The organism is Roseovarius gahaiensis, from assembly GCF_011601345.1.
Lineage (GTDB): Bacteria > Pseudomonadota > Alphaproteobacteria > Rhodobacterales > Rhodobacteraceae > Roseovarius > Roseovarius gahaiensis.
The window spans coordinates 1-24,774 of the sequence record NZ_JAAORB010000025.1; the positions used below are offsets into that span (position 1 = coordinate 1).

The 24,774-nt window shown below is 58.0% G+C and carries 27 protein-coding genes; 25 read left to right on the top strand and 2 right to left on the bottom strand.

The window, feature by feature from the left end; translation table 11 throughout:
* Positions 1-114: 114 nt before the first annotated feature.
* Entirely contained in the window at positions 115-279 is a 165-nt protein-coding gene (locus tag HAT86_RS11605) for a hypothetical protein (protein WP_167197644.1), read from the bottom strand.
* A 313-nt stretch (positions 280-592) separates the two neighbouring features.
* Between HAT86_RS11605 and rpmC the strand changes: the two genes are divergently transcribed.
* The 25 genes from rpmC (at position 593) to HAT86_RS11730 (ending at position 20,849) form a co-directional block, all read left to right on the top strand.
* On the top strand, positions 593-799 hold the full coding sequence (rpmC, locus tag HAT86_RS11610) for a 50S ribosomal protein L29 (protein ID WP_167197648.1): 207 nt from the start codon (positions 593-595) through the stop codon (positions 797-799).
* Positions 800-814: 15 nt separating this feature from the next.
* Positions 815-1,045: a 30S ribosomal protein S17 gene (gene rpsQ, locus HAT86_RS11615; RefSeq protein WP_167197651.1), complete on the top strand. Its 231-nt coding sequence runs from the start codon at positions 815-817 to the stop codon at positions 1,043-1,045.
* Positions 1,046-1,121: 76 nt separating this feature from the next.
* The gene (gene rplN, locus HAT86_RS11620; protein WP_073033610.1) at positions 1,122-1,490 is read left to right on the top strand and encodes a 50S ribosomal protein L14; all 369 of its coding nucleotides are present in this window, start codon (positions 1,122-1,124) and stop codon (positions 1,488-1,490) included.
* A gap of 1 nt (position 1,491) precedes the next feature.
* Positions 1,492-1,803 (top strand): 50S ribosomal protein L24, encoded by a 312-nt coding sequence (rplX, locus tag HAT86_RS11625; RefSeq protein ID WP_167197654.1) that lies wholly within the window; start codon positions 1,492-1,494, stop codon positions 1,801-1,803.
* Positions 1,796-2,359: a 50S ribosomal protein L5 gene (gene rplE / locus HAT86_RS11630; RefSeq protein ID WP_167197657.1), complete on the top strand. Its 564-nt coding sequence runs from the start codon at positions 1,796-1,798 to the stop codon at positions 2,357-2,359. Before rplX ends, rplE begins: the two co-directional genes overlap by 8 nt.
* An 18-nt stretch (positions 2,360-2,377) precedes the next feature.
* Positions 2,378-2,683 (top strand): 30S ribosomal protein S14, encoded by a 306-nt coding sequence (rpsN, locus tag HAT86_RS11635; protein WP_167197660.1) that lies wholly within the window; start codon positions 2,378-2,380, stop codon positions 2,681-2,683.
* Between the two features lie 12 nt (positions 2,684-2,695).
* Positions 2,696-3,088 carry a 30S ribosomal protein S8 gene (gene rpsH, locus HAT86_RS11640; RefSeq protein WP_167197663.1) on the top strand — a complete coding sequence of 131 codons (393 nt, stop codon included), beginning with the start codon at positions 2,696-2,698 and terminating at the stop codon, positions 3,086-3,088.
* A gap of 11 nt (positions 3,089-3,099) precedes the next feature.
* Positions 3,100-3,633, top strand: a complete 534-nt coding sequence (rplF, locus tag HAT86_RS11645) for a 50S ribosomal protein L6 (protein ID WP_167197666.1) — start codon at positions 3,100-3,102, stop codon at positions 3,631-3,633.
* An 11-nt stretch (positions 3,634-3,644) separates the two neighbouring features.
* Complete coding sequence (gene rplR, locus HAT86_RS11650) at positions 3,645-4,004, top strand: 50S ribosomal protein L18 (RefSeq protein WP_167197671.1); 360 nt, start codon at positions 3,645-3,647, stop codon at positions 4,002-4,004.
* A 123-nt stretch (positions 4,005-4,127) separates the two neighbouring features.
* A complete protein-coding gene (rpsE, locus tag HAT86_RS11655; protein ID WP_167197674.1) occupies positions 4,128-4,691 on the top strand; it encodes a 30S ribosomal protein S5 in 564 nt (187 codons plus the stop codon).
* Positions 4,692-4,703: 12 nt separating this feature from the next.
* Positions 4,704-4,892 carry a 50S ribosomal protein L30 gene (rpmD, locus tag HAT86_RS11660; protein ID WP_085802457.1) on the top strand — a complete coding sequence of 63 codons (189 nt, stop codon included), beginning with the start codon at positions 4,704-4,706 and terminating at the stop codon, positions 4,890-4,892.
* Between the two features lie 253 nt (positions 4,893-5,145).
* A complete protein-coding gene (gene rplO, locus HAT86_RS11665) occupies positions 5,146-5,619 on the top strand; it encodes a 50S ribosomal protein L15 (protein WP_167197677.1) in 474 nt (157 codons plus the stop codon).
* A 110-nt stretch (positions 5,620-5,729) separates the two neighbouring features.
* On the top strand, positions 5,730-7,100 hold the full coding sequence (gene secY / locus HAT86_RS11670; RefSeq protein ID WP_167197680.1) for a preprotein translocase subunit SecY: 1,371 nt from the start codon (positions 5,730-5,732) through the stop codon (positions 7,098-7,100).
* Complete coding sequence (locus HAT86_RS11675; protein ID WP_167197683.1) at positions 7,097-7,675, top strand: adenylate kinase; 579 nt, start codon at positions 7,097-7,099, stop codon at positions 7,673-7,675. Before secY ends, HAT86_RS11675 begins: the two co-directional genes overlap by 4 nt.
* A gap of 192 nt (positions 7,676-7,867) precedes the next feature.
* Positions 7,868-8,236, top strand: coding sequence for a 30S ribosomal protein S13 (rpsM, locus tag HAT86_RS11680; RefSeq protein WP_167197686.1), 369 nt, complete (start codon positions 7,868-7,870; stop codon positions 8,234-8,236).
* Between the two features lie 15 nt (positions 8,237-8,251).
* A complete protein-coding gene (rpsK, locus tag HAT86_RS11685) occupies positions 8,252-8,641 on the top strand; it encodes a 30S ribosomal protein S11 (protein WP_167197689.1) in 390 nt (129 codons plus the stop codon).
* 110 nt (positions 8,642-8,751) lie between these two features.
* Positions 8,752-9,768: a DNA-directed RNA polymerase subunit alpha gene (locus HAT86_RS11690; protein ID WP_167197692.1), complete on the top strand. Its 1,017-nt coding sequence runs from the start codon at positions 8,752-8,754 to the stop codon at positions 9,766-9,768.
* Positions 9,769-9,902: 134 nt separating this feature from the next.
* Positions 9,903-10,328, top strand: coding sequence for a 50S ribosomal protein L17 (gene rplQ, locus HAT86_RS11695; RefSeq protein ID WP_167197695.1), 426 nt, complete (start codon positions 9,903-9,905; stop codon positions 10,326-10,328).
* A 159-nt stretch (positions 10,329-10,487) separates the two neighbouring features.
* Positions 10,488-11,867 (top strand): trypsin-like peptidase domain-containing protein, encoded by a 1,380-nt coding sequence (locus tag HAT86_RS11700; protein WP_167197699.1) that lies wholly within the window; start codon positions 10,488-10,490, stop codon positions 11,865-11,867.
* Between the two features lie 3 nt (positions 11,868-11,870).
* Entirely contained in the window at positions 11,871-13,187 is a 1,317-nt protein-coding gene (locus HAT86_RS11705) for a replication-associated recombination protein A (protein ID WP_167197702.1), read from the top strand.
* 297 nt (positions 13,188-13,484) lie between these two features.
* A complete protein-coding gene (locus tag HAT86_RS11710) occupies positions 13,485-15,095 on the top strand; it encodes an ABC transporter substrate-binding protein (protein WP_167197705.1) in 1,611 nt (536 codons plus the stop codon).
* Positions 15,096-15,304: 209 nt separating this feature from the next.
* The gene (locus tag HAT86_RS11715) at positions 15,305-16,915 is read left to right on the top strand and encodes an ABC transporter substrate-binding protein (protein WP_167197708.1); all 1,611 of its coding nucleotides are present in this window, start codon (positions 15,305-15,307) and stop codon (positions 16,913-16,915) included.
* A 206-nt stretch (positions 16,916-17,121) separates the two neighbouring features.
* A complete protein-coding gene (locus HAT86_RS11720; RefSeq protein WP_167197711.1) occupies positions 17,122-18,078 on the top strand; it encodes an ABC transporter permease in 957 nt (318 codons plus the stop codon).
* Positions 18,079-18,091: 13 nt separating this feature from the next.
* Entirely contained in the window at positions 18,092-19,156 is a 1,065-nt protein-coding gene (locus tag HAT86_RS11725; protein ID WP_167197714.1) for an ABC transporter permease, read from the top strand.
* A gap of 1 nt (position 19,157) precedes the next feature.
* Complete coding sequence (locus tag HAT86_RS11730; protein ID WP_167197717.1) at positions 19,158-20,849, top strand: ABC transporter ATP-binding protein; 1,692 nt, start codon at positions 19,158-19,160, stop codon at positions 20,847-20,849.
* A 472-nt stretch (positions 20,850-21,321) separates the two neighbouring features.
* Here HAT86_RS11730 and carB read toward each other — a convergent pair whose 3' ends face one another.
* A complete protein-coding gene (carB, locus tag HAT86_RS11735) occupies positions 21,322-24,618 on the bottom strand; it encodes a carbamoyl-phosphate synthase large subunit (protein ID WP_167197720.1) in 3,297 nt (1,098 codons plus the stop codon).
* Positions 24,619-24,774 lie beyond the last annotated feature (156 nt).

A 24,774-nucleotide genomic window follows, 5' to 3' on the forward strand; every position in this document is an offset into this window, starting at 1 on the left:
CTTCACCGACGAGGAATGCTACAACTTCTTCAAGGCAGCAGGATACAAAACCGATTAAACGCGACACGCTCTAAGCCAAATGTCCACTGTTTCCAAGTCATCGTATTGCCACTATCAGTTGACTATTGCTTCAATCGCGAGATCGATAAGTCCAATCGCTGCACCTGCCAGTATTGGCCAATCGTCATAAGAAATTACGCCGAATTCATTGAGTAATGAAATTAGTGTTGTCCCGGAAATTAAAAAGAAGAACAGGCCAGCGATTGGTGAGGTCTCCATAGACTTGACCCCTGTTATCCCGCATACTGAAATTACTAAAAACCGAATTATATTACCCACAAAACACTTCCTAGTTGTTTAAAGGCTCACGCGCTCTTGTTAGTTAATCAAATAGCTCCATCGAATCCAAGTGTTTTCGTTCGGCGCAACCCATACTCCCCCTTGCCCTACAGGCGCACCTCCCTTATAAAGCGGCAATCCACGGTCCCCTGCCTTGCGGGGGATTCGTGTATTTGCAATCCATCCACCAGGTCTCGGGTTACCCTGAACCAACTGTCAGGGGCTTGCTGGTGTTATGAGAAAGGAACAGGCGATGGACGCCACCGAATTGAGAAACAAGACCCCCGATCAGCTCCGCGAAGAGCTGGTCGCGCTGAAGAAAGAGCAGTTCAACCTGCGCTTTCAGTCGGCGACAGGTCAACTTGAGAATTCCGCACGCATGAAGCAGGCGCGTCGCGCCGCAGCCCGCGTGAAGACCATTCTCAACGAAAAGGCCGCTGATGCGGCCCAAGCAGAATAAGGGAGGCCTTGAGTTATGCCCAAACGTATCCTTCAAGGCACCGTGACCAGCGACGCCAACGAACAGACCGTCACCGTATCGGTCGAACGCCGCTTCACGCACCCGGTTCTGAAGAAAACCATCCGTAAGTCCAAGAAATACCGGGCTCACGATGAAAAGAACGCTTTCAAGATCGGCGATTCCGTTCGCATCATCGAATGCGCGCCGAAATCGAAAACGAAACGCTGGGAGGTTCTGGAGGCGTAAGCCCCCAGCCCCTTACAGAATGAGCGAAACCCTGGGGAAATGGCAATAACGCCCCCCAAAGGTCGGGAGAAACCAAATGATCCAGATGCAGACCAATCTGGATGTTGCTGACAACTCCGGCGCACGCCGGGTGCAGTGCATCAAGGTCCTGGGTGGCTCCAAACGGAAATATGCGTCGGTGGGTGATATCATCGTCGTATCCGTGAAAGAGGCCATTCCGCGCGGCCGCGTAAAGAAAGGTGACGTCCGTAAGGCCGTTGTCGTGCGCACCGCGAAAGAAGTCCGCCGCGAAGATGGCACCGCCATCCGCTTTGACCGCAACGCGGCTGTTATTTTGAACAACAACAATGAACCTGTCGGCACCCGTATCTTTGGGCCGGTGGTGCGCGAACTGCGCGCCAAGAAGTTCATGAAAATCATCTCGCTCGCGCCGGAGGTGCTGTAAGATGGCTGCTAAATTGAAAAAAGGCGACAAGGTCGTCGTTCTGTCCGGTAAGGATAAGGGCAAGCAGGGCACGATTGCCTCTGTCAGCCCCAAGGCCGGTAAAGCTGTGGTCGAAGGCGTCAACATGGCCATCCGCCACACCAAACAAAGCCAGCAGAGCCAAGGCGGCCGCATTCCGCAGCCCATGCCGATTGATCTCAGCAACTTGGCGATCCTCGACAAGAACGGCAAACCCACGCGGGTCGGCTTCAAAATGGACGGCGACAAGAAAGTGCGTTTTGCCAAGACCACGGGGGACGTGATCGATGCTTGATAGTGCAAACTACACCCCGCGCCTGCGCACGCAGTTCCGCGACACGATCAAGGCCGCGCTGAAAGAAGAGTTCGGCTATACCAACGACATGCAGATCCCGCGTCTGGACAAGATCGTCCTGAACATCGGCTGCGGTGCCGAGGCGGTCAAGGACTCCAAAAAAGCCAAATCGGCTCAGGAAGACCTGAGCAAGATCGCGGGCCAAAAGGCGCTGATCACTACGGCCAAGAACTCGATCGCCGGGTTCCGGGTGCGTGAAGGTATGCCGATGGGCGCGAAGGTCACCCTGCGTGGCGACCGCATGTACGATTTCCTAGATCGTCTGATCACGATTGCAATGCCCCGTATCCGCGACTTCCGCGGTGTTTCGGGCAAATCCTTTGATGGCCGCGGCAACTATGCCATGGGCGTCAAAGAACACATCGTGTTCCCCGAGATTGAGTATGACAAAGTCGACGAAGTCTGGGGTATGGACATCATCATCGCCACCACGGCGGAGACCGACGCTGAAGCCAAGGCGCTGTTGAAGCATTTCAACATGCCCTTCACCAGCTGATCGCGGAAGGAAAGAGATATGGCTAAAAAAGCAATGATCGAACGCGAGAAGAAGCGTCAGCGCCTGGTCGAGAAATACGCCGCCAAGCGGGCCGCTCTCAAAGAGATCATCAATGACGAAAGCAAGCCGATGGAAGAGCGTTTTCGCGCCTCCCTGAAGCTGGCGGAACTGCCGCGCAACAGCTCGGCCACCCGGTTGCACAACCGCTGCCAGCTGACGGGTCGTCCGCATGCTTATTATCGCAAACTCAAAGTGTCGCGGATCGCCCTGCGAGAGCTTGGTTCAAATGGCCAAGCTCCCGGCATGGTGAAATCGAGCTGGTAAGGAGGACGCAAAATGAACGATCCTATCGGCGATATGCTGACCCGTATCCGCAACGCGGCTATGCGTGGTAAGTCCACCGTCCCTTGCCCCGGCTCCAAGCTGCGGTGTTGGGTTCTGGATGTGCTGGCTGACGAAGGTTACATTCGTGGCTATGAAAAGACGACCGGCGCAGACGGTCATCCGGCCTTGGAAATCAGCCTGAAGTATTATGAAGGCGCCCCCGCCATTCGCGAAATGAAGCGGGTCTCCAAACCCGGTCGTCGCGTCTACATGGGCGTCAAGGACATCCCTTCGGTCCGTCAGGGCCTGGGCGTGTCGATTGTCTCCACACCCAAAGGTGTGATGTCGGATGCAGCTGCACGTGCCGCCAACGTTGGTGGTGAAGTGCTCTGCACCGTATTCTAAGGAGCGCGGACATGTCTCGTATCGGAAAACAACCCGTCACTCTGCCCGATGGCGTCACTGCCAGCCTCTCGGGTCAGACAATCGAAATCAAAGGCCCAAAGGCCACCAAGGTGTTCACGGCCACCGATGATGTCACCATCACGATCGAAGATGGTGCCGTATCGGTTAGCCCGCGCGGTAAATCCAAGCGCGCGCGCCAGCAGTGGGGGATGACCCGCACCGTGATCGCCAACTTGGTCCATGGGTCCAAAGAGCTTTTCCGCAAGGACTTGGAAATTCAGGGCGTTGGTTACCGGGCTCAGATGCAGGGCAACACCCTGAAGCTGAACCTCGGGCTTAGCCACGATGTAGATTTCGAAGTACCGGAAGGTGTGACTGTCACCGCGCCCAAGCCCACCGAACTGGTGGTTGAAGGCCATGACAAGCAACTCGTTGGACAAGTCGCGGCAAACATCCGCGAATGGCGCCGCCCCGAGCCGTATAAAGGCAAGGGCATCCGCTATAAAGGCGAGTATATCTTCCAGAAGGAAGGCAAGAAGAAGTAAGGACGCGACAGATGGCAAACAGCAAAAGACAACTGTTCCTCAAACGCCGCCTGCGCGTTCGGAACAAACTTCGGAAGGTGAACGTTGGGCTTGCACGCCTTTCGGTTCACCGGTCCTCGAAAAATATCAGCGTACAGCTGATCGACGACGTCAACGGCGTGACGCTCGCTTCGGCCTCGACCTTGGAAAAGGATTTGGGCCTGGTCGGCAAGAACAACGTCGAAGCCGCAACCAAGATCGGGGTCACTATTGCCGAGCGTGCCAAAAAGGCAGGTATCAGCGAAGCCCAGTTCGATCGGGGCGGTTTCCTCTTTCACGGACGCATCAAGGCCTTGGCCGATGCTGCGCGTGAAGGTGGTCTGAAAATCTAAGCGCAGGCGCCCCGGGCTTTGCTTTGGGGCGCCTCGATGATCCGGGGGCTGCGTTTATGGATGCCGCTCACCAGGATTGACCAAGATTTGGTGCCACAAGGTGCCGCAATGAAAGGATGCCAAATGGCAAGAGATGACAACCGCCGTGGAGGTCGCGATCGCGACGAAGCGCCGGAATTCGCAGATCGCCTGGTCGCGATCAACCGTGTGTCAAAGACCGTCAAGGGCGGTAAGCGTTTTGGCTTCGCGGCGCTTGTGGTCGTTGGTGACCAGAAAGGCCGTGTTGGCTTTGGCAAAGGCAAGGCCAAAGAGGTGCCCGAAGCGATTCGTAAGGCAACCGAACAAGCCAAGCGTCAGATGATCCGCGTGCCGCTGCGCGAAGGCCGCACCCTGCATCACGATGGCTACGGTCGTCATGGTGCCGGCAAGGTGGTTATGCGCACCGCACCGCAGGGTACTGGTATCATTGCCGGTGGTCCGATGCGTGCCGTGTTCGAAATGCTGGGCATTCAGGATGTTGTGGCCAAATCGGTTGGCTCGCAGAACCCGTATAACATGATCCGCGCAACGCTGAATGCGTTGCAGTTTCAGGCCAGCCCCCGCATGGTGGCACAGCGCCGTGGCAAAAAGGTTGCCGACATCCTGAAAAAGGATGACGCGCCGGCCAAAGAAGCCGCAGAAGCGTAAGGAGAGCGACCCATGGCAAAGACCATCGTAGTCAAGCAAATCGGTTCGCCGATCCGCCGCCCCGAGAAACAACGCCAGACGTTGATTGGGCTTGGCCTGAACAAGATGCACAAAACCCGCGAGCTGGAAGACACCCCAGCCGTGCGCGGCATGATCGCCAAGATCCCGCATATGGTCGAGATCGTCGAAGAAAAGGGCTGAGGCCGTTTTCTTGAAAAGAAAACGGATCGGAAACTTTTGAAGTTTCCGATGCCAAAGATAAAACGCCCCGGTCAGAAATGGCCGGGGCGTTTTCCATTCGGGATCACGTCCTATAGCTGCCCCCCTTGCATCGCCATCCGACACCCCGTATACGCCCGCGGGTGGCACCTTGTGTCACGACTCATTGTTCAAGGCATGCCGTGGTTGGCCCCATGACGCTTCGGGGGTCACATCCGGCTTTAGGAGAAGCGAAATGAAACTGAATGAACTGCACGACAATCCCGGTGCAACCAAACGTCGCAAACGTGTTGGCCGTGGCCCGGGTTCGGGCATGGGTAAAACCGGTGGCCGTGGTATCAAAGGTCAGAAATCCCGTTCGGGTGTTGCGATCAAGGGCTTTGAAGGCGGCCAGATGCCGATCTATCAGCGCCTGCCCAAGCGTGGCTTTACCAAACCCAACCGCAAGAAATTCGCCGTTGTGAACCTTGGTCTAATCCAGAAGTTCGTCGACGAAGGCAAGCTGGACGGCAAAGCGGCCATCACCGAGGATGCCCTGCTGGCATCCGGTCTGGTACGCCGCAAGCTGGATGGCGTGCGCGTTTTGGCCAAGGGTGATATCACCGCCAAACTGACGCTTGAAGTCACCGGCGCGTCGAAATCCACAATCGAAGCTGTCGAAAAGGCGGGTGGCTCATTGACAGTCACAACCGCGCAGGCGGCTGAATAAGAGGTTGTGAGCGGCCAGCGTGCCGCTTACATACCCTTAAGTTTTCCCGAAAACGCCGCCTGGGCCGGAAAACGGCTTTTGGCGGCGTTGTCACTTGAAAGAGACCGCGCATGGTATCTGCAGCAGAACAAATGGCCGCCAACACCAGCTGGTCGGCGCTTGGCAAGGCCACCGATCTACGCAAACGCATCCTGTTTACGCTGGGGCTGTTGATTGTCTACCGGCTTGGCACCTACATCCCGGTGCCCGGTATCGACGGTGCGGAACTGCGCGAGTTCATGGAGGGCGCGGCCTCGTCAATCGGTGGCATGCTGTCGATGTTCACGGGCGGTGCGCTTGGGCGGATGGGGATTTTTGCCCTTGGGATTATGCCTTATATCTCGGCCTCGATCATTGTGCAGCTTTTGGCGGCCATGGTGCCCGCGCTTGAGCAGATCAAGAAAGAGGGCGAACAGGGCCGCAAGAAGATCAATCAATACACGCGCTATGGCACCGTATTATTGGCGACGCTGCAATCCTACGGTCTGGCGGTCAGCCTGCAATCGGGCGATCTGGTCACGACGCCGGGCTTTTTCTTTATCGCCAGCTGTATGATCACCCTTGTGGGCGGCACGATGTTCTTGATGTGGCTGGGTGAGCAGATCACCGCGCGTGGTGTCGGCAACGGGATTTCGTTGATCATCTTTGTCGGCATCATCGCCGAAGTGCCCGCCGCGCTGGCGCAGTTTTTTGCCTCGGGCCGCTCGGGCGCGATCAGCCCGGCGGTGATCATCGGCGTGATCGTTATGGTGATCGGTGTGATCGCTTTCGTGGTGTTCATGGAACGCTCGTTGCGCAAAATCCATATCCAGTATCCGCGCAGACAGGTGGGGATGAAGGTCTATGATGGCGGGTCGTCGCATTTGCCGGTCAAGGTGAACCCGGCTGGCGTGATCCCGGCGATCTTTGCCAGTTCGCTTTTGCTTTTGCCGACCACGATCAGCACGTTTTCCGGCAACGAGACCAGCCCGATGATGTCGACCATCATGGCTTATTTTGGCCCTGGTCAGCCGCTCTACCTGTTGTTTTTCACGGCCATGATCGTCTTTTTCACGTATTTCTACACCTACAACGTTGCCTTCAAGACAGATGATGTGGCGGATAACCTGAAAAACCAGAACGGTTTCGTGCCCGGCGTCCGCCCGGGCAAGAAGACGGCGGAGTATCTCGATTACGTTGTGACGCGTCTTCTTGTTCTTGGCTCGGCCTATCTGGCTGCCGTTTGCATGCTGCCCGAGGTTTTGCGCGGGCAGTTCGCGATCCCATTCTATTTTGGCGGGACATCTGTTTTGATCGTGGTGTCGGTGACGATGGACACGATCCAGCAGGTTCAAAGCCACCTGCTGGCCCATCAATACGAAGGGCTGATCGAGAAATCGCAACTGGGCGGCAAGGGCAAATCCAAAAAACGCGCCCGCAGGAAAGGGACTGGTCGTAAATGAACATCATTCTTCTTGGACCGCCGGGCGCCGGCAAAGGCACACAGGCGAGTATTCTTGTCGAGAGCCGCGACATGATCCAACTTTCCACCGGCGATATGCTGCGTGAGGCCAAGGACAGCGGCACCGACATGGGCAACAAGGTGGCCGAAGTCATGGCGCGCGGTGAGTTGGTGACAGACGATATCGTCATCGGCCTGATCCGCGAAAAGCTGCAAGGCGACAAGAAGGGCGGCTTCATCTTTGACGGCTTCCCACGTACATTGGCGCAGGCCGATGCCTTGGCCGATCTTCTGGACGAGCAGGGCGAATCTCTTGATGCCGTGATCGAGATGCGCGTCGATGACGACACGCTGATCAAACGCATCGTGGGGCGTGCCGAAGACGCGCGGGCCGCTGGTCAGCCCGTCCGTGCCGATGATAACGAGGAAAGCGTCAAATATCGCTTGATGGAATATTACAAGAAAACCTCGCCGTTGATCGGGTATTACTACGCCAAGGGGCAGCTTAAATCCGTCGACGGTTTGGGCACGATCGATCAGGTCAAGGCCGCGATTGACGAAGCGCTCTCGAAATAAAGAGTCTGGGGTTGACGCCCTGTAAAAATCCCCCTAACCAGCACCATCCCATGCAGATTTGATTCTGGCGTGGGGCTGGCCCGTTCTGGGCCGATCACCTGAATTCAGCTGCGGCCCGATGCACAACAGCGCGGGCCTACGTTGTGAAAAAAGGTTCTGGCGCTACGGAACCGCAACGAAAGGATATGACACGTGGCACGCATTGCCGGCGTAAACCTCCCGACTTCCAAACGGGTGCCGATCGCTCTCACTTACATCACCGGTATTGGCCATTCTGCGGCCAAAGCCATTTGCGAAGCAACTGGTATCGACCAAGCGCGCCGTATCAACGAGCTTTCGGACACCGAAGCTGTTGCGCTGCGCGAACACATCGACGCCAACTACACCGTTGAAGGTGATCTGCGCCGCGAAGTGCAGATGAACGTCAAGCGTCTGATGGACCTTGGTTGCTATCGTGGTCTGCGTCACCGCCGCAACCTGCCGGTTCGCGGTCAGCGGACGCACACCAATGCCCGTACCCGCAAGGGCCCGGCGAAAGCCATCGCCGGCAAGAAGAAGTAAGGGAGGGCTGAGAACATGGCACGTGATACTCGTCGCACCAAGAAAAAGGTTTCCAAGAACATCGCCACTGGCGTTGCTCATGTGAATTCTTCGTTTAACAACACCAAGATCCTGATCTCGGACGTTCAGGGCAATGCAATTGCATGGTCCTCGGCCGGCACCATGGGGTTCAAGGGCTCGCGTAAGTCGACCCCGTACGCCGCTCAGATGGCTGCCGAAGATGCAGGCCGCAAGGCACAGGACCACGGCATGAAAACCCTTGAGGTCGAAGTTCAGGGCCCCGGTTCGGGCCGTGAATCGGCGCTGCGTGCGCTGGCTGCCGTTGGCTTCAACATCACGTCGATCCGTGACGTGACGCCGATTGCACACAATGGGTGCCGCCCGCCGAAACGCCGCCGGGTCTAAGTTATTTCAGTGGGTGGGGCTGCGCAACTGTCGCGGCCCCACTCCGTTATTTTATCCTCGGGCGTCCCGTGCTTTTGGGCATGGAGCCGGGACAGGAATGGAGGGACCGCATGATCCATAAAAATTGGGCAGAACTGATCAAGCCGACACAGCTTGACGTGAAACCGGGCAATGATCCGATGCGTCAGGCAACCGTAATCGCCGAACCGCTTGAACGCGGCTTTGGTCTGACACTGGGCAATGCGCTGCGTCGCGTGTTGCTGTCCTCGCTTCAGGGGGCCGCGATCACCAGCGTGCAGATCGACAACGTGCTGCATGAATTCAGCTCGGTTGCCGGTGTGCGTGAAGACGTGACTGACATCGTTCTGAACCTCAAGGGCGTTGCCCTGCGCATGGAAGTCGAAGGGCCCAAGCGCCTGTCGATTTCGGCCAAAGGCCCGGCGGTTGTGACCGCAGGCGATATCTCGGACAGTGCCGGTATCGAGGTGCTGAACAAGCATCACGTCATCTGCCACCTTGATGATGGTGCCGATCTGTTCATGGAACTGACTGTCAACACCGGCAAAGGCTATGTTGCGGCTGACAAGAACAAACCCGAAGACGCGCCCATTGGCATGATCCCGATCGACGCGATCTATTCGCCGGTTAAAAAAGTCAGCTACGACGTGCAACCCACCCGCGAGGGCCAGGTGCTGGATTATGACAAGCTGACCATGAAAGTCGAAACCGACGGATCGCTGACGCCGGATGACGCCGTGGCCTACGCCGCCCGTATTCTGCAAGACCAGCTGTCGATCTTCGTCAACTTCGACGAGCCTGAGTCGGCTGGCCGCGAGTCCGAAGACGAAGGCTTGGAGTTCAACCCGCTGCTGCTCAAGAAAGTGGACGAGTTGGAACTGTCGGTGCGTTCGGCCAACTGCCTGAAGAACGACAACATCGTTTACATTGGCGATCTGATCCAGAAGACAGAAGCCGAGATGCTGCGCACGCCGAACTTTGGCCGCAAGTCGCTGAACGAGATCAAAGAAGTTCTGTCGGGCATGGGCCTGCACCTTGGCATGGATGTCGAGGATTGGCCGCCGGACAACATCGAAGATCTGGCCAAGAAGTTCGAAGACCAGTTCTAATAGTTGCGCCTATAGGGCACATCGCAAAGAGGGTGCGCAGCAAATGCGCACCCAATCCGGGCATCCGCCCCAAGGAGAGTCGGTGACACGCATCGCCGGCCAGACAAAGCAAAACACGTTTAGGAGACAATCAAATGCGTCACGCAAAAGGCTATCGCCGCCTCAACCGCACCCACGAACACCGCAAGGCCCTGTGGGCCAACATGGCCGGATCGCTGATCGAGCATGAGCAGATCAAGACGACCCTGCCCAAGGCCAAGGAACTGCGCCGGATCATCGAAAAGCTGGTCACACTTGGCAAGCGCGGTGATTTGCATGCGCGCCGTCAGGCGGCGTCGCAGCTCAAGCAGGATCAGTACGTCGCGAAACTGTTCGACATTCTGGGTCCGCGCTACAAGGACCGTCAGGGTGGCTATGTGCGCGTTCTGAAGGCCGGCTTCCGCTACGGCGACATGGCACCGATGGCGATCATCGAATTCGTCGACCGTGATGTCGATGCAAAGGGCGCGGCTGACCGCGCCCGCGTTGCCGCCGAAGACGTAGCAACCGCTGAAGAATAAAAGCTCAAAACCTGTTGGTTTTGTTTCGGGCCCCTGCCAGATTGGCAGGGGCCTTTGCGTTTGGGGCCGTTGGTGGCCCTTGCACTGATTCTCACGACGCTTGCAATGTCCCAGGGGACTTCGCATATGCTGCCGGCAAGCTATGAAGGAGATGCGACAGTGATCAGGGCGCTTTGCATTGTATTAACCAGCCTTGCCATCCCGGCATGGGCCGACACCCGCGTGCCCACCAGTCAGGCGGAAATCTCGCTTGGGTTCGCGCCGGTGGTTCAACGAACCGCCCCTGCGGTTGTGAACATCTATGCTCGCAAGATCGTCAACGTGCGCTCCAGCCCGTTCAGCCGTGACCCTTTTTTCCAAAATCTTTTCAGGGATTTCGATGTTCCGCAACAGCGCGTGCAGAACTCGTTGGGGTCGGGTGTGATCCTGTCGCCGGATGGGATTGTCGTCTCGAATTATCATGTTGTCGGCGAGGCGACGGATATCCGCGTGGCGCTGAATGACCGTCGGGAATTTTCGGCGCGCGTCGTGTTGTCGGATCAAGACAGTGATCTTGCCATTCTCCAGCTTGAGGATGCCCCGAAGATGCCGGCGCTGCCCCTGCGTGACAGCGACACCGTCGAGGTGGGTGAACTGGTGCTGGCCATCGGCAATCCTTTCGGGGTGGGCCAAACCGTCAGCAGTGGGATCGTGTCCGGGCTGGCGCGGTCGGGCACCGCCACGGGCAGCGGGCGGGGCTATTTCATCCAGACCGACGCGCCGATCAATCCCGGCAATTCCGGCGGCGCGTTGGTGGACGTGAATGGTGAATTGGTGGGGGTCAACACGCAAATCCTCAGCCGTTCGGGCGGGTCGAACGGTATTGGCTTTGCCATTCCTTCGGCGTTGGTGGCGCAATTCGTAGCGCAGGCGCAGGCCGGCGAAACCGAGTTTCAACAGCCTTGGGCCGGATTGGGTGGCCAACCTGTGACGGCTGACATGGCCGAAGGTCTGGGGCTGGATCGTCCCGGTGGTCTGGTCATATCCGAGGTTCATCCGCAAAGCGCCTTTGCCGCTGCCGGGATTGCGCCGGGGGATGTGATCAGCGCGGTGGATAATCAGCCTGTGAACACCCCGGCGGAAATGATTTTTCGGATGTCCGTCGCGGGAATTGGCGCCGAGGCCACGATCACCCGGCTGCGGGACGGGACGGCAGACGACATAACCCTGACGCTGACGGCACCGCCTGATGATCCGCCGCGCAGTCAGTCGCAAAGCGGGGGCAGGGCCGCCATTCCGGGCATGACGGTGTCAACCATCAACCCCGTTGTGCTGGCGCAGTATGATCTGCCATTGGCAGCCAGCGGCGTTGTTGTGGATGATCCGGGGCCAGTGGGCGCGCGGATCGGCCTGCGCCCGGGTGATATGCTACGAAAGATCAACGGGGTCGAGGTGCCCGATACAGACAGCGCTCTGGCCCTGCTCAATGACGCGCGCGGACGGCTGACGCTTGAAGTGCAGCGCGGCGGCCAGCGTATGGTCATGCGGTTTCGGCTGTAATCCATGACCGACCTGTTTGATACCCCCGGCGAAACGCCCCCAGACACTGGCGCACCGCGCCCCTTGGCCGACAGGTTGCGCCCACAAGTCCTGTCTGACGTAATCGGCCAAGATCAGGTGCTTGGATCTGAGGCGCCGCTTGGGGTGATGCTGGCCTCGGGCAGTTTGTCTTCCTTGGTGTTCTGGGGGCCGCCCGGCGTTGGTAAAACCACGATTGCACGGCTGCTGGCCCATGAAACCGATCTGCATTTCGAGCAGATCAGCGCGATTTTCAGCGGTGTGGCCGAGCTAAAGAAAGTATTTGAACAGGCCCGGCACCGGCGCGCGAATGGGCAGGGCACATTACTGTTCGTGGATGAGATTCACCGCTTCAACAAGGCCCAGCAAGACAGTTTTCTGCCGCATATGGAGGATGGAACAATACTGCTGGTGGGGGCAACGACGGAAAACCCCAGTTTCGAGTTGAACGCCGCTTTGCTGAGCCGGGCGCAGGTTCTGGTTCTGGAACGGTTGGGGCTGGCCGATCTTGAGCGGCTGGCGCAGCGCGCCGAGGCGGAACTGGGGCAGCCTTTGCCTTTGGATGGCCATGCGCGTGAAGCGTTGTTGGAAATGGCCGATGGCGACGGGCGCGCGTTGTTGAACCTGATTGAACAGGTGTCGGCATGGACCGTTGATGGAAAACTGGATGCGCGCGCGCTTGGCCAGCGTTTGATGCGGCGCGCCGCCAAGTATGACAAGGGCGGGGATGAACACTACAACCTGATCTCGGCCCTGCATAAATCGGTGCGTGGCTCCGATCCGGACGCCGCGCTGTATTGGTTTGCCCGGATGCTGACCGGCGGCGAAGATCCACGCTATCTGGCGCGCCGCATCACACGGATGGCGGTGGAAGATATCGGATTGGCCGACAGCCATGCCCAAACTGTGTGCGTGCACGCTTGGGAAACCTATGAACGCCTCGGCAGCCCAGAAGGCGAACTGGCGCTGGCGCAGGCGGTGGTTTACCTGTCACTGGCGCCTAAGTCGAACGCGGCCTACGCGGGGTATAAGGCGGCGATGCGCGCGGCTAAGCAAACCGGAAGTGAGCCGCCGCCGCGTCATATTCTGAATGCGCCGACCAAGCTGATGAAGGAACACGGCTATGGCGAGGGCTATGCCTATGATCACGACGCAGAAGACGGGTTTTCGGGGCAGGATTATTTTCCCGAAGGCATGAAACGCCCGGTTTTTTATCAGCCCGTCGAACGCGGATTCGAGCGGGAGCTGAAAAAGCGAGTCGACTATTTCGCGCGACTGCGTGCGCGTCGCGAACAGGGTTGAAGCCGCGCAAAAAACCGCGCCAAGCGCATGATTTTGGCGTTCCAGTATGTCGGTTTTAGAACAGTGACCTGAGCGTTTTAGTGCAGCGATTGTGCACAATTACGCGAACGAATGCTGTATCTATCAGAAAATCTTAAAAATAATTGAAACTGGTCAGTTGAGGGTGGAAGATCTGCCTATTTCGTGTTTTGTTGGAGATATGTCGCAATTGGGCTACCTGCTATATCGTTCCGGAGTGAAGCTATTGCTTATAGCAAAACAGACCGGCACCCAAATCGGCCAATCCAGGGAGAAATCATGAACTATTCGAAAGACCAACTGTTGATGGACCGTCTTGCCAATGCCGCCCGTGAAGGGCGCATTTCGCGCCGATCCTTCATGCACCATTCAATGGCGGCGGGCGTGACGGCCTCGGCCGCGACCGGGCTTTGGACGTCGGCCGCCAACGCTGCGCCGCAACGTGGTGGCACGTTCCGTGTGGGTATGCACGATGGGAATTCATCAGACACCCATGACCCCGGTCAATATGTGTCGCGTCAGCAAATCTATCTGGCGCACCAGTATCGCAGCTACCTGACGCAGATCGAACCCGACGGTTCGCTTGGGCCGGATCTGGCGACCAGCTGGTCGGCAAATGACGACGCCTCGGTCTGGACGTTCGAGATCAATCAGAACGCCTCGTTCCACAGCGGCAAGCCCGTGACAGCCGTTGATGTCATCGCGTCGCTGAATCATCACCGTGGCGAGAAATCGACATCGGCGGCCAAGTCCTTGCTGACATCGGTTACCGATATCTCGGCGGATGGCGACTATACAGTGGTTGTCACCGTGGAAAGCGGTATTGCCGATCTGCCTTGGCTGATGACTGACTATCACCTAGCCGTTTGTCCGGCCAATGATGATGGCACTGCGAACTGGCAATCCGGCGATGGCTCGGGCCCCTACAAGATTGATGAGGGCGAGTTTGGTGTTGGCTGGTCGCTGAGCCGGCATGATGGCTGGCACCTCGAAGGCGCCTATTTCGACGCGCTGGAGTTGCTGGTGCTGAACGATCCGAACGCCCGTCAGACCGCTTTGGTCACAGGCGATGTGGATGCGGTTTCGTTGATTGACCTGAAAACATCGGCCCTGCTTCAGCGTGATCCGAACATCGAGATTGAAAACGTCCCCTCGGCTGCGGCAATCACGATGCCGATGTTCTGTGACACGGCGCCGTTTGACGATGTGAACGTGCGTAATGCGCTGAAACTGGCGATGGATCGCGATGAAATCATCGAGAAAATCGCCTTTGGCGCCGCGACCAAGGGCAATGATTTCCATCATTCCCCCGCGCAACCCTATTGGCCCGATGACATTCCGCAACGCGACTATGATCCGGATCAGGCAAAGTCGCTGCTGAAAAAGGCCGGGGCCGAGGGCCTGTCGGTAAGCATTTCAACTGCGGACAGCGTGTTCTCGGGTGCAGTTGACATGTGCGTTCTTTACGCCGAACAGGCCAAGGCCGCAGGAATCGAGATAGACGTGGTCCGCGAGCCGAACGACGGATACTATTCGGATGTTTGGCTGAAAAAGCCGTTCTGCGCCGTGTCGTGGGGCGCGCGCCCCACGCCAGACAACATCTACACGCTGGCGTATAAATCTGATGCCGCTTGGAACGAAAGCCGTTGGCAGAACGAGAGGTTTAACGAGCTTTTGCTGCAAGCCAAGTCCGAGCTGGACAATGAGCTGCGCGCAGAGATGTATCGCGAGATGGCTATGCTGGCCCGCGATGATGGCGGCACGATCATTCCGATGTTCAATAACTTCGTCTATGCGCGCCGCAGCAATGTGATGCGCGGCGATAACCTTGCAGCCAGCTGGGAATTGGATGGCGCCCGCGCCCCAAGCCGCTGGTGGTTCGCAAGCTGATCGGTTGCAAGAACTGTCCGGCGCGCCCTGCGTGCGCCGGACACAGGCTGGATGATCAGCAAAGACACCAAAGGGGGCCAAGCGATACAGTTACACACACTGCATAGCGCAGGTGCGTCGCAGGGATTGTGAATAAATTGCCCATCTTCGTTGGCGCGGCACCCCATCAAATTTGCATAACAAACAAAAATCGACCAAAGGGAGACGACATGAAAAATTCCAAAGATCAGATTCTGATTGACCGGTTGGCCGACGCGGCCCGTGACGCCAAAGTGTCACGCCGGTCTTTCATGAACTATTCGATGGCGGCGGGCCTTTCAGCCTCGGCCGCGACTGGATTGTGGACCACGCAGGCAAACGCGGCACCAACGCGCGGTGGCCACTTCCGGCTTGGGGCGCATGACGGCAACACATCCGACAGCCATGATCCCGGCACCTATGTGACCTATTCGACGATCATGCTGATCCACACTTTCCGCAGCTACCTGACCCTGATCGAGCCCGATGGGTCGCTTGGCCCGGATGTTGCCTCGGAATGGACGGCCTCGCCGGACGCCAAGGAGTGGACCTTCAAGCTGAACGACAAGGCCACGTTCCACAGCGGTAAGAAGGTCACGGCGAACGACGTTATCGCATCGCTGAACCACCACCGCGGTGAGGCGTCGACATCGGCGGCCAAGTCCTTGTTGTCGGATGTCGAGGATATCGTTGACAACGGGGATCACTCGATCACGCTCAAGATGGCGTCAAGCAACGCTGACTTGCCATGGCTGATGACCGACTATCACTTTGTTATTTGTCCTGCCAATGACGATGGCAGCCTGAATTGGCAGTCCGGCGATGGATGCGGCCCGTATCGTCTGGTCGACACCGAATTCGGCGTTGGATATCACCTTGTGCGGCACGATGACTGGCATCTCGAAGGGGCCTATTTCGATGAGGTGACCATCACGGTCCTGAATGACCCGAACGCCCGCCAGACCGCGCTGGTCACCGGGGACGTGGACGGGATCACGCAGATTGAGCTGAAGACATTGTCGCTGTTGGAGCGCGATCCGAATATTGAAGTAGACAACGTGCCGTCGGCATCGACAGTCACAATGCCGATGTTTTGCGATGTGGCCCCGTTTGACAATGTCGACGTGCGTAACGCGATCAAGCTTTCGATGAACCGCGAAGAGGTCATCGAAAAGATCCTGTTTGGCGCTGGCACGATTGGCAATGATTTCCACCATTCGCCAGCCATGCCCTATTGGCCCGATGACATCCCGCAGCGCGAATATGATCCGGATCAGGCCAAGTCCCTGTTGAAAAAGGCCGGTGCCGAAGGGCTTTCGGTTGAACTCAAGGTGGCAGACTCGGTGTTTTCCGGCGCGGTCGACATGTGCGTTCTGTTTGCGGAACAGGCCAAAGCCTCGGGTATCGACATCAAGGTCAACCGTTCGCCAAGCGACGGCTATTATTCCGATGTCTGGCTGAAAGATCCTTGGTGCGTGGTTCAGTGGGGTGCGCGTCCAACGCCGGACGTGATGTATTCACTGGCCTACAAGGACGACGCGGCGTGGAACGAAAGCCATTGGCAAAACGAGCGCTTCAACGAGCTGCTGCTGAAAGCCAAGGCCGAGTTGGACGATGATCTGCGCGCCGAGATGTATCGCGAGATGGCCATGCTGGCCCGCGACGACGGCGGCACGCTGATCCCGTTCTTCTCGAACTTTGTCTATGCGCGGCGTAAGAATGTCATGCACGGCCCCGATTTGGCGGCAAGCTGGCAGATGGATGGCGCGCGTGCCGCCAGCCGTTGGTGGTTCGCAAGCTAAGCAAAGACCAGCCCGGCGCGATGAGCGCCGGGTTTTCGCTGCCTGCTCCGATCTTGGCCCATCAAACGGCATGGATCAGGCCAATAGCCGCCCCTTTGGTGCCAAGTCGGATCACACTGGGGCATGGCAACAAAAATAGTTCTGTTCGGCGGCGCCGCCAAAATGGCCACTCGAAACGCGCGCGAGCATAACAGCAGGAGGGACAGATGGGAGACATTCTAGGACTGATTGCAAGACGGCTCGGTCTCGGATTGGTCATTCTTTTCGTGATCTCGATCATTATCTTTTTCATGGTCGAATTGCTGCCGGGCGACATTGCTCAGGCGGTTTTGGGTCAAGGGGCCACCGAGGATAACCTTGCCGCGCTGCGCGAGCAGATGGGGCTGAACAAACCCGCCATCGTGCGCTATCTTGAATGGCTTGGCGGGGCCGTGACATTTGATTTCGGGTCGTCGATCGTGACCGGGGAACGGGTCACCGGCCTGATTGGTGAACGGTTTATGAACACGTTGTTCCTTGCGGCCTACGCCGCGGTGATCGCAGTTCCGTTTGCGATCATCTTGGGTGTAATAGTGGCACTTTTGCGCAACTCGATCTTTGACCGGGTGGCCAATGTGTTGACGCTGACGTCCATCTCGTCGCCCGAATTCTTTTTGGGCTATATCCTGATCCTGTTTTTCGCCGTGAAATGGGGCATGTTCCCGGCGATCTCCAGCCTTAGCCAAGGTATGTCTTTGGGGGATCTGCTGTATCGCACCTTCTTGCCGGCGCTGACGCTGGTGCTGGTTGTGACCGCGCACATGATGCGGATGACCCGTGCGGCGATCATCAACTTGCTGGCCTCGCCTTATATCGAAATGGCGCGGCTCAAAGGGGCGCCGCCATGGAAAGTGATCGTCAAGCACGCGCTGCCCAATGCGTGGGCACCGATCATCAACGTGGTTGCACTGAACCTTGCCTATCTGATCACCGGCGTTGTGCTGGTCGAGGTGGTGTTCGTGTATCCCGGTATCGGTCAGGCCTTGGTCGATGCGGTGTCAAAGCGTGACTTCCCGGTCGTTCAGGCCTGTTGTCTGATCTTCGCGGCAACCTTCATCCTGCTCAATCTGGCAGCCGATGTTGGTGCCATCCTGACAAATCCGCGCCTGCGGCATCCGAAGTGAGGGGGACACAGACATGAGCCTTTTCGTAATTGCTTACTACACCCTTCTTTTGATTGCGTCTTGTTTGGCGGCGTATTTCAATCAGCGGTCCGCGTTTTTGCTGGTGTTCGGCCTGACGTTGATTTCCTTCATCGTGGGGATTGTCGGTGGTCCCGGCGCGTTGGCGGTCATTGCCATCGTGGCTGGCATTCTGGCCTTGGCGGCTATGGTGTCCTACGCGTTTCGTGAGTTTATGATCGCCATCGCCTCGCATGACATGGCCAAGGAACTGCGCACCGCACCTTTGACGGCGGCGTTTGGGATGTTCATCATCTTCACCTATGCCGTTGCGGGTATTTTTGCGCCGTGGATTGCACCGCATGGCGAGGCCGAAGTGATCGCCTCGGCCTTTGCGCCAGCGGACGACAACATGTTGCTGGGGGCCGATCAGTTGGGCCGCGATATCTTTAGTCGGCTGATGTATGGCACGCGCAACTCGGTCGGGCTGGCATTGGCCGCGACGCTGTTGGCCTTTATCATCGGGGCGCTTGCTGGCCTTCTGGCAGCCACCAAGGGCGGCTGGTTCGATCAGTTCATGGGCCGCTTTGCGGATGTGATCATGTCGATCCCGTCGCTGATCTTTGCGCTTTTGATGCTGTCGATCTTTGGGCCTCATATCCACGTCATCATTATCGCGGTGGCAGTGATCTACGCGCCGCGCGTGTTCCGCCTGACCCGCGCGGTCGCTGGCAATGTCGTGGTCATGGACTATATCGAAGCGGCCAAACTGCGCGGGGAAGGTAACTGGTATCTGATCCGCCGCGAAATTCTGCCCAATTCGACCGCACCTCTGGTAGCCGAGTTCGGGCTGGAATTCTGCTTTGTGTTCTTGCTGGTGGCGGGCCTGTCCTTCCTTGGCCTTGGCATTCAGCCGCCAACGGCGGACTGGGGCTCGATGGTGCGGGAAAACGCAACTTTGATCTCGTTCGGGGATATCACACCGTTGATCCCGGCGGCGGCCATCGCGCTGCTGACCGTGTCGGTCAACTTTGTGGTGGACTGGATGTTGCATCGGTCCTCGGGCTTGAAGGAGAAATAAAATGGTAAAATCGAAAGATGTCCTGCTCGAAATCGAGGATCTGCAAATTCAGGGCTACTCTGACGAGCAATGGATCGACATCATCAAAGGTGTCGATCTGACCCTCCATCGCGGAGAGGTTCTGGGCCTGATCGGTGAATCGGGGGCCGGCAAGTCGACGATCGGCGCGGCCGCCATGGGCTATGCCCGCGACGGCACGCGAATTTCAGGCGGGTCGATCGAGTTTGACGGTATGGAGCTGACCACGGCAACCGAAGAAGAAAAGCGCAGTCTGCGCGGCAATCGGATTGCCTATGTGGCGCAATCCGCTGCCGCGTCGTTCAATCCGGCCCATAAGATCATTGACCAGCACACCGAAGCGCCGCTGCACTACCGTTTGAAAAAGCGGCTGGAGGCGCAGGAAGACGCGATGGAGCTTTACGAAAAGCTACGCCTTCCGAACCCCGAAGAAATCGGCTTTCGCTATCCGCATCAGGTATCGGGCGGACAGTTGCAGCGCGCGATGACCGCGATGGCGATGTCCTGTCGTCCCGATTTGATCATCTTCGACGAGCCGACAACAGCGCTGGACGTGACCACCCAGATCGAAGTTCTGGCCGCGATCCGGGATATCGTCGATGAATACAACACGGCGGCAATCTACATCACCCACGATCTGGCGGTCGTGGCGCAGATGGCCGACACGATCAAGGTCTTGTTGAAAGGCGAAGAGGTTGAAGAAGCCTCGACCAAGGAGATGCTGGACAACCCGCAAGAGGATTACACCAAATCCCTTTGGGCGGTCCGCAGCTTCAAAAGGCCGCAAAAAGAGCGCCCCAAGAATGATGTGCCGCTGATTTCCGTGCGCAACGTGGATGCGTCATATACCGGGGGCGAGAAGGTTCTCGATGATGTCAGTTTTGATGTCTACGAAGGCATGACCGTGGCTGTCGTGGGAGAATCCGGGTCGGGTAAATCCACCACGGCGCGGGTCATCACCGGACTGTTGCCGCCGTCCAAGGGCGAAGTTCTGTTCAAAGGCGAGCCATTTCCGCCGGATTACAGGAACCGTTCCAAGGACCAGTTGCGCCAGTGCCAGATGATTTATCAGATGGCCGATACCGCGCTGAACCCCAAGGTTCAGATCTCCGAGATCATCGGGCGGCCTGCTGCGTTCTATCAGGGCCTGCGCGGCAGCGAATTGAAAAGCCGTGTCGATGAATTGCTGGATCTGATCGAGCTTGAGCCGTCGAAATACTACAACCGCTATCCGCCGGAACTGTCCGGGGGCCAAAAGCAGCGGATCGGGATTGCGCGGGCTTTGGCGGCTGACCCCACCTTCATCATCTGTGATGAGGTGACATCGGCGCTTGACCAACTGGTCGCCGAGGGGATTTTGCGCTTGCTTGACCGGCTGCAAAAAGAACTGAACCTTGCCTATATGTTCATCACACACGATCTGGCCACGGTGCGTTCGATTGCTGACGAGGTTGTCGTGATGCAGCATGGACAAGTGGTTGAACAGGGCCCCAAAGAGGAAATGTTCAAACCGCCGCACCATCCTTACACCGATCTGTTGCTCAGCTCGGTCCCTGAAATGGACCCGGATTGGCTGACGACACTCTTGGAAGAACGCGGTGTCGACAATGTTGGCGAGGCGGCATCGTCAGATATCGACCCTGACGCCGGAAAAGTGCAAGGCACCAAAATTTAAGGCCGCCTTTGCCAAAAACAAAGCGGCGGGTGGAACATGTCCATCCGCCGCAAATACTCAGGTTTGGTGAAATTTTACACGGCCCTCTGGCCTATCTCAAAACACCATGATTTTTATGAAGCGTCCTGGATCAGGTGATGGACATCGCGCTGAGCACCATCGTCGCTACGATGATGCCGTACACGATGAGGACCGCCGGCCAGGAAGCACTGTGCATACGCAATTCGCGGTTCAGTTGGTCGCGTGTCATGTTTGCCTCCTGAGGAGTGAGGTTGCGGGTGAGTCGGTCGCCAATGCCACCGATACATCGCAAATAATCAAAAAAAATCATCGCGCAATGATTAAGTCACAAAAAAGCTATGCAACTGGCACATGGCGGCTTGACCGCCACAGCATGGATGCAGCTCAAATTGCCTGAAATTTTGAAAACCCTCGGATAATCAGGGGGTTGGCAGATTCCCGTGGGAAAGCTTTATGCTGGTCCTTGCAGTGGCATAAAGGTCAATTCGCCTTCTTCGCGCGCCGTCATGGCTTGTGCCGCCGCATGTGCACCCGCAGCCGTGGTAAAGTACGGAATACGGTCATACAGCGCGACCGAGCGGATTTCGCGGCTGTCTTCGACCGCCTGCGCGCCTTCGGTGGTGTTCATGACCAACGCGATCTGCCCGTCCTTCAGCATATCCACCACATTTGGGCGGCCCTCGTAGACTTTGTTGACCACGTCACAGACGATGTTGTGATCTTCAAGGAACCGTGCTGTGCCGCGTGTCGCGACAAGGTCAAACCCGATATCCACCAACAGTCGCGCGGCTTCGATCAAGTGTAGGGTCTTGTCCATGTCCTTGATCGAAAAGAAAACTTTTCCGTCGCGCGGCAATTCTGTGCCGGCGCCCATTTGCGCCTTGAGGAAGGCGCGCGGGAACGACACGTCCCACCCCATCACCTCACCGGTCGAGCGCATTTCAGGGCCAAGGATCGTATCAACGCCGGGGAAGCGGGCAAAAGGCAACACCGCTTCTTTGACCGAGAACCACGGCATCGCCGGATCGGCCAGCGTCATCTGATCCGCCATCGGCAGGCTGCCCGGTTTGGTATCCTTGGGATAGGCCCCGCGCAGCGGGAAGTTCGCCATCGGCTCACCCGCCATCAGGCGTGCCGCGATGGACGCAATGGCCGAATCGGTGGCCTTGGCGACAAACGGCACCGTGCGGCTGGCGCGCGGGTTCACCTCGATCAGATAAATGTCGTCGCCCTTGACGGCAAATTGCACGTTCATCAGGCCGCGCACATTCAGGCCCTTGGCCAATGCCTTGGTCTGGCGATGAATTTCGGCGATGGTTGCGTCGCTTAGCGAATAGGGGGGCAACGAACAAGCGCTGTCGCCCGAATGCACGCCAGCCTCTTCGATGTGCTGCATGATCCCGGCCACATGCACGGTTTCACCATCGCTCAGGGCGTCCACGTCACATTCGATTGCGCCCGACAGATAGCTGTCGAGCAACACCGGGCTGTCACCCGAGACCACGACCGCCTCGGCGATGTAGCGTTCCAGATGGGCCATATCGCGGACGATTTCCATCGCCCGACCGCCCAAAACATAAGACGGGCGGACCACCATTGGGAACCCGATTTCTTCGGCAATTTCAAGGGCCTGCGCATCCGTGCTGGCAATGCCGTTTTTGGGTTGCTTCAGGTCTAGCTGGTTGACCAGCGCCTGAAACCGCTCGCGATCTTCGGCCAGATCAATCGCATCGGGCGAGGTGCCCAGAATCGGGATACCCTCGGACTCAAGCGCATTGGCCAGTTTCAGCGGCGTCTGCCCGCCAAACTGAACGATCACACCGTGCAGCGTGCCGTTATCCTGCTCTACCCGCAGAATTTCCATCACGTGCTCGAATGTCAGCGGCTCGAAATACAACCGGTCTGAGGTGTCATAATCGGTCGAGACCGTCTCGGGGTTGCAGTTGATCATGATCGTCTCATAGCCCGCGTCGCTGAGGGCGAAACAAGCATGACAGCAGCAATAATCAAATTCGATCCCCTGACCGATCCGGTTCGGGCCACCGCCCAGAATGACCACTTTCTTGCGGTCGCTGGGGCGCGCTTCGCATTCCACATCGCCCATCATCGGGGCCTCGTATGTGGAATACATGTAAGGCGTCTGCGCCTCGAATTCGGCCGCGCAGGTGTCAATCCGCTTGAACACGGCTGTCACACCCTCGGCCGTCCGCAAACGGCGCACATCGGCTTCGGTAAAGCCGGTCAGCATCGCCAGCCGCGCATCACTGAAGCCCATCATTTTCAGGCGGCGCAGACCGTCGGCGTCTTGCGGCAGGCCGTGTTCGCGCACGTCTGCCTCGGCCTCGATGATCTCGCGGATGCGGGCCAGAAACCACGGATCAAAGGCGGTGGCGGCTTGGATTTCGTCGTCGGTCAGCCCCTCGCGCATGGCCTGCGCGATGGTGCGCAAACGGTCGGGGGTTTGCTGGCTGATCGCCTTGATTACAGCGGCCTTGTCGGGCGCGCCGTCGATGGTGATCTCGTCAAACCCGGACAGGCCCGATTCCATCGAGGACAGCGCCTTTTGCAGCGATTCGTGGATCGTGCGGCCAATCGCCATCGCCTCACCCACCGATTTCATCGCCGTGGTCAGGTTGGGCTGCGAGCCGGGGAATTTCTCAAACGCGAATTTCGGAATCTTGGTGACGACATAATCGATCGTCGGCTCAAAGCTGGCCGGCGTCACCTTGGTGATGTCGTTGTCCAACTCGTCAAGAGTATAGCCAACGGCCAGTTTTGCAGCGATTTTCGCAATCGGAAAGCCTGTAGCCTTTGACGCCAATGCCGAAGACCGCGACACGCGCGGGTTCATTTCGATCACGACCATGCGGCCGTTTTCGGGGTTCACCGCCCATTGCACGTTTGATCCGCCGGTTTCCACGCCGATCTCGCGCAGGACGGCAATGCTGCCGTTGCGCATGATCTGGTATTCCTTGTCGGTCAGCGTCAGGGCCGGGGCCACGGTGATCGAATCGCCAGTGTGCACGCCCATCGGGTCGACGTTTTCAATCGCGCAAACGATGATCGCGTTATCCGCTTTGTCGCGGACAACCTCCATCTCGAATTCTTTCCAGCCCAACAACGATTCGTCGATCAGGATCTGGCTAACGGGCGAGGCATCCAGCCCGGTCTTGCAGTAATGTTCGTAATCGTCGCGGTTATAGGCCACGCCGCCGCCGGTGCCGCCAAGGGTAAAGGCCGGGCGGATGATCGCGGGCAGGCCCACGTAATCAATCGCCGCCATGCATTCTTCCATGTTGTTGGCGATGGTGGCCTTGGGGTTTTCAATGCCCAGACGGTCCATCGCTTCGCGGAACAGCTTGCGGTCTTCGGCCATCTCGATGGCCTCGCGGTTGGCGCCAATCAGCTCGACCCCGAATTTGTCCAGCACGCCCATATCCGCCACGGCCAGCGCGGTGTTCAGGCCGGTTTGCCCGCCCATAGTGGGCAACAGGGCGTCGGGGCGTTCTTTCTCGATGATCTTGGCCACCACTTCGGGGGTGATCGGCTCGATATAGGTGGCGTCGGCCAGCCCCGGATCGGTCATGATCGTCGCCGGGTTCGAATTGACCAGAATAACCCGGTATCCTTCCTCGCGCAGGGCCTTGCAGGCCTGTGCGCCCGAATAGTCAAACTCGCAGGCTTGGCCGATGATGATCGGGCCCGCCCCGATGATCATGATGGACGAGATGTCTGTTCTTTTCGGCATGGTGATCCCCGGGCAGCTGTTCGGGCGCTGGCCCGGTGCGGGCCCCGCGCAAAGTGTTGGCGTTATATCCATCACGCGACCACGTGCAAGGGGGATCGCAAAACAAGGCCTAATGGACGCTTTTGAGGGTGTGTTTCGCGGCGCAAGGCCCTACAT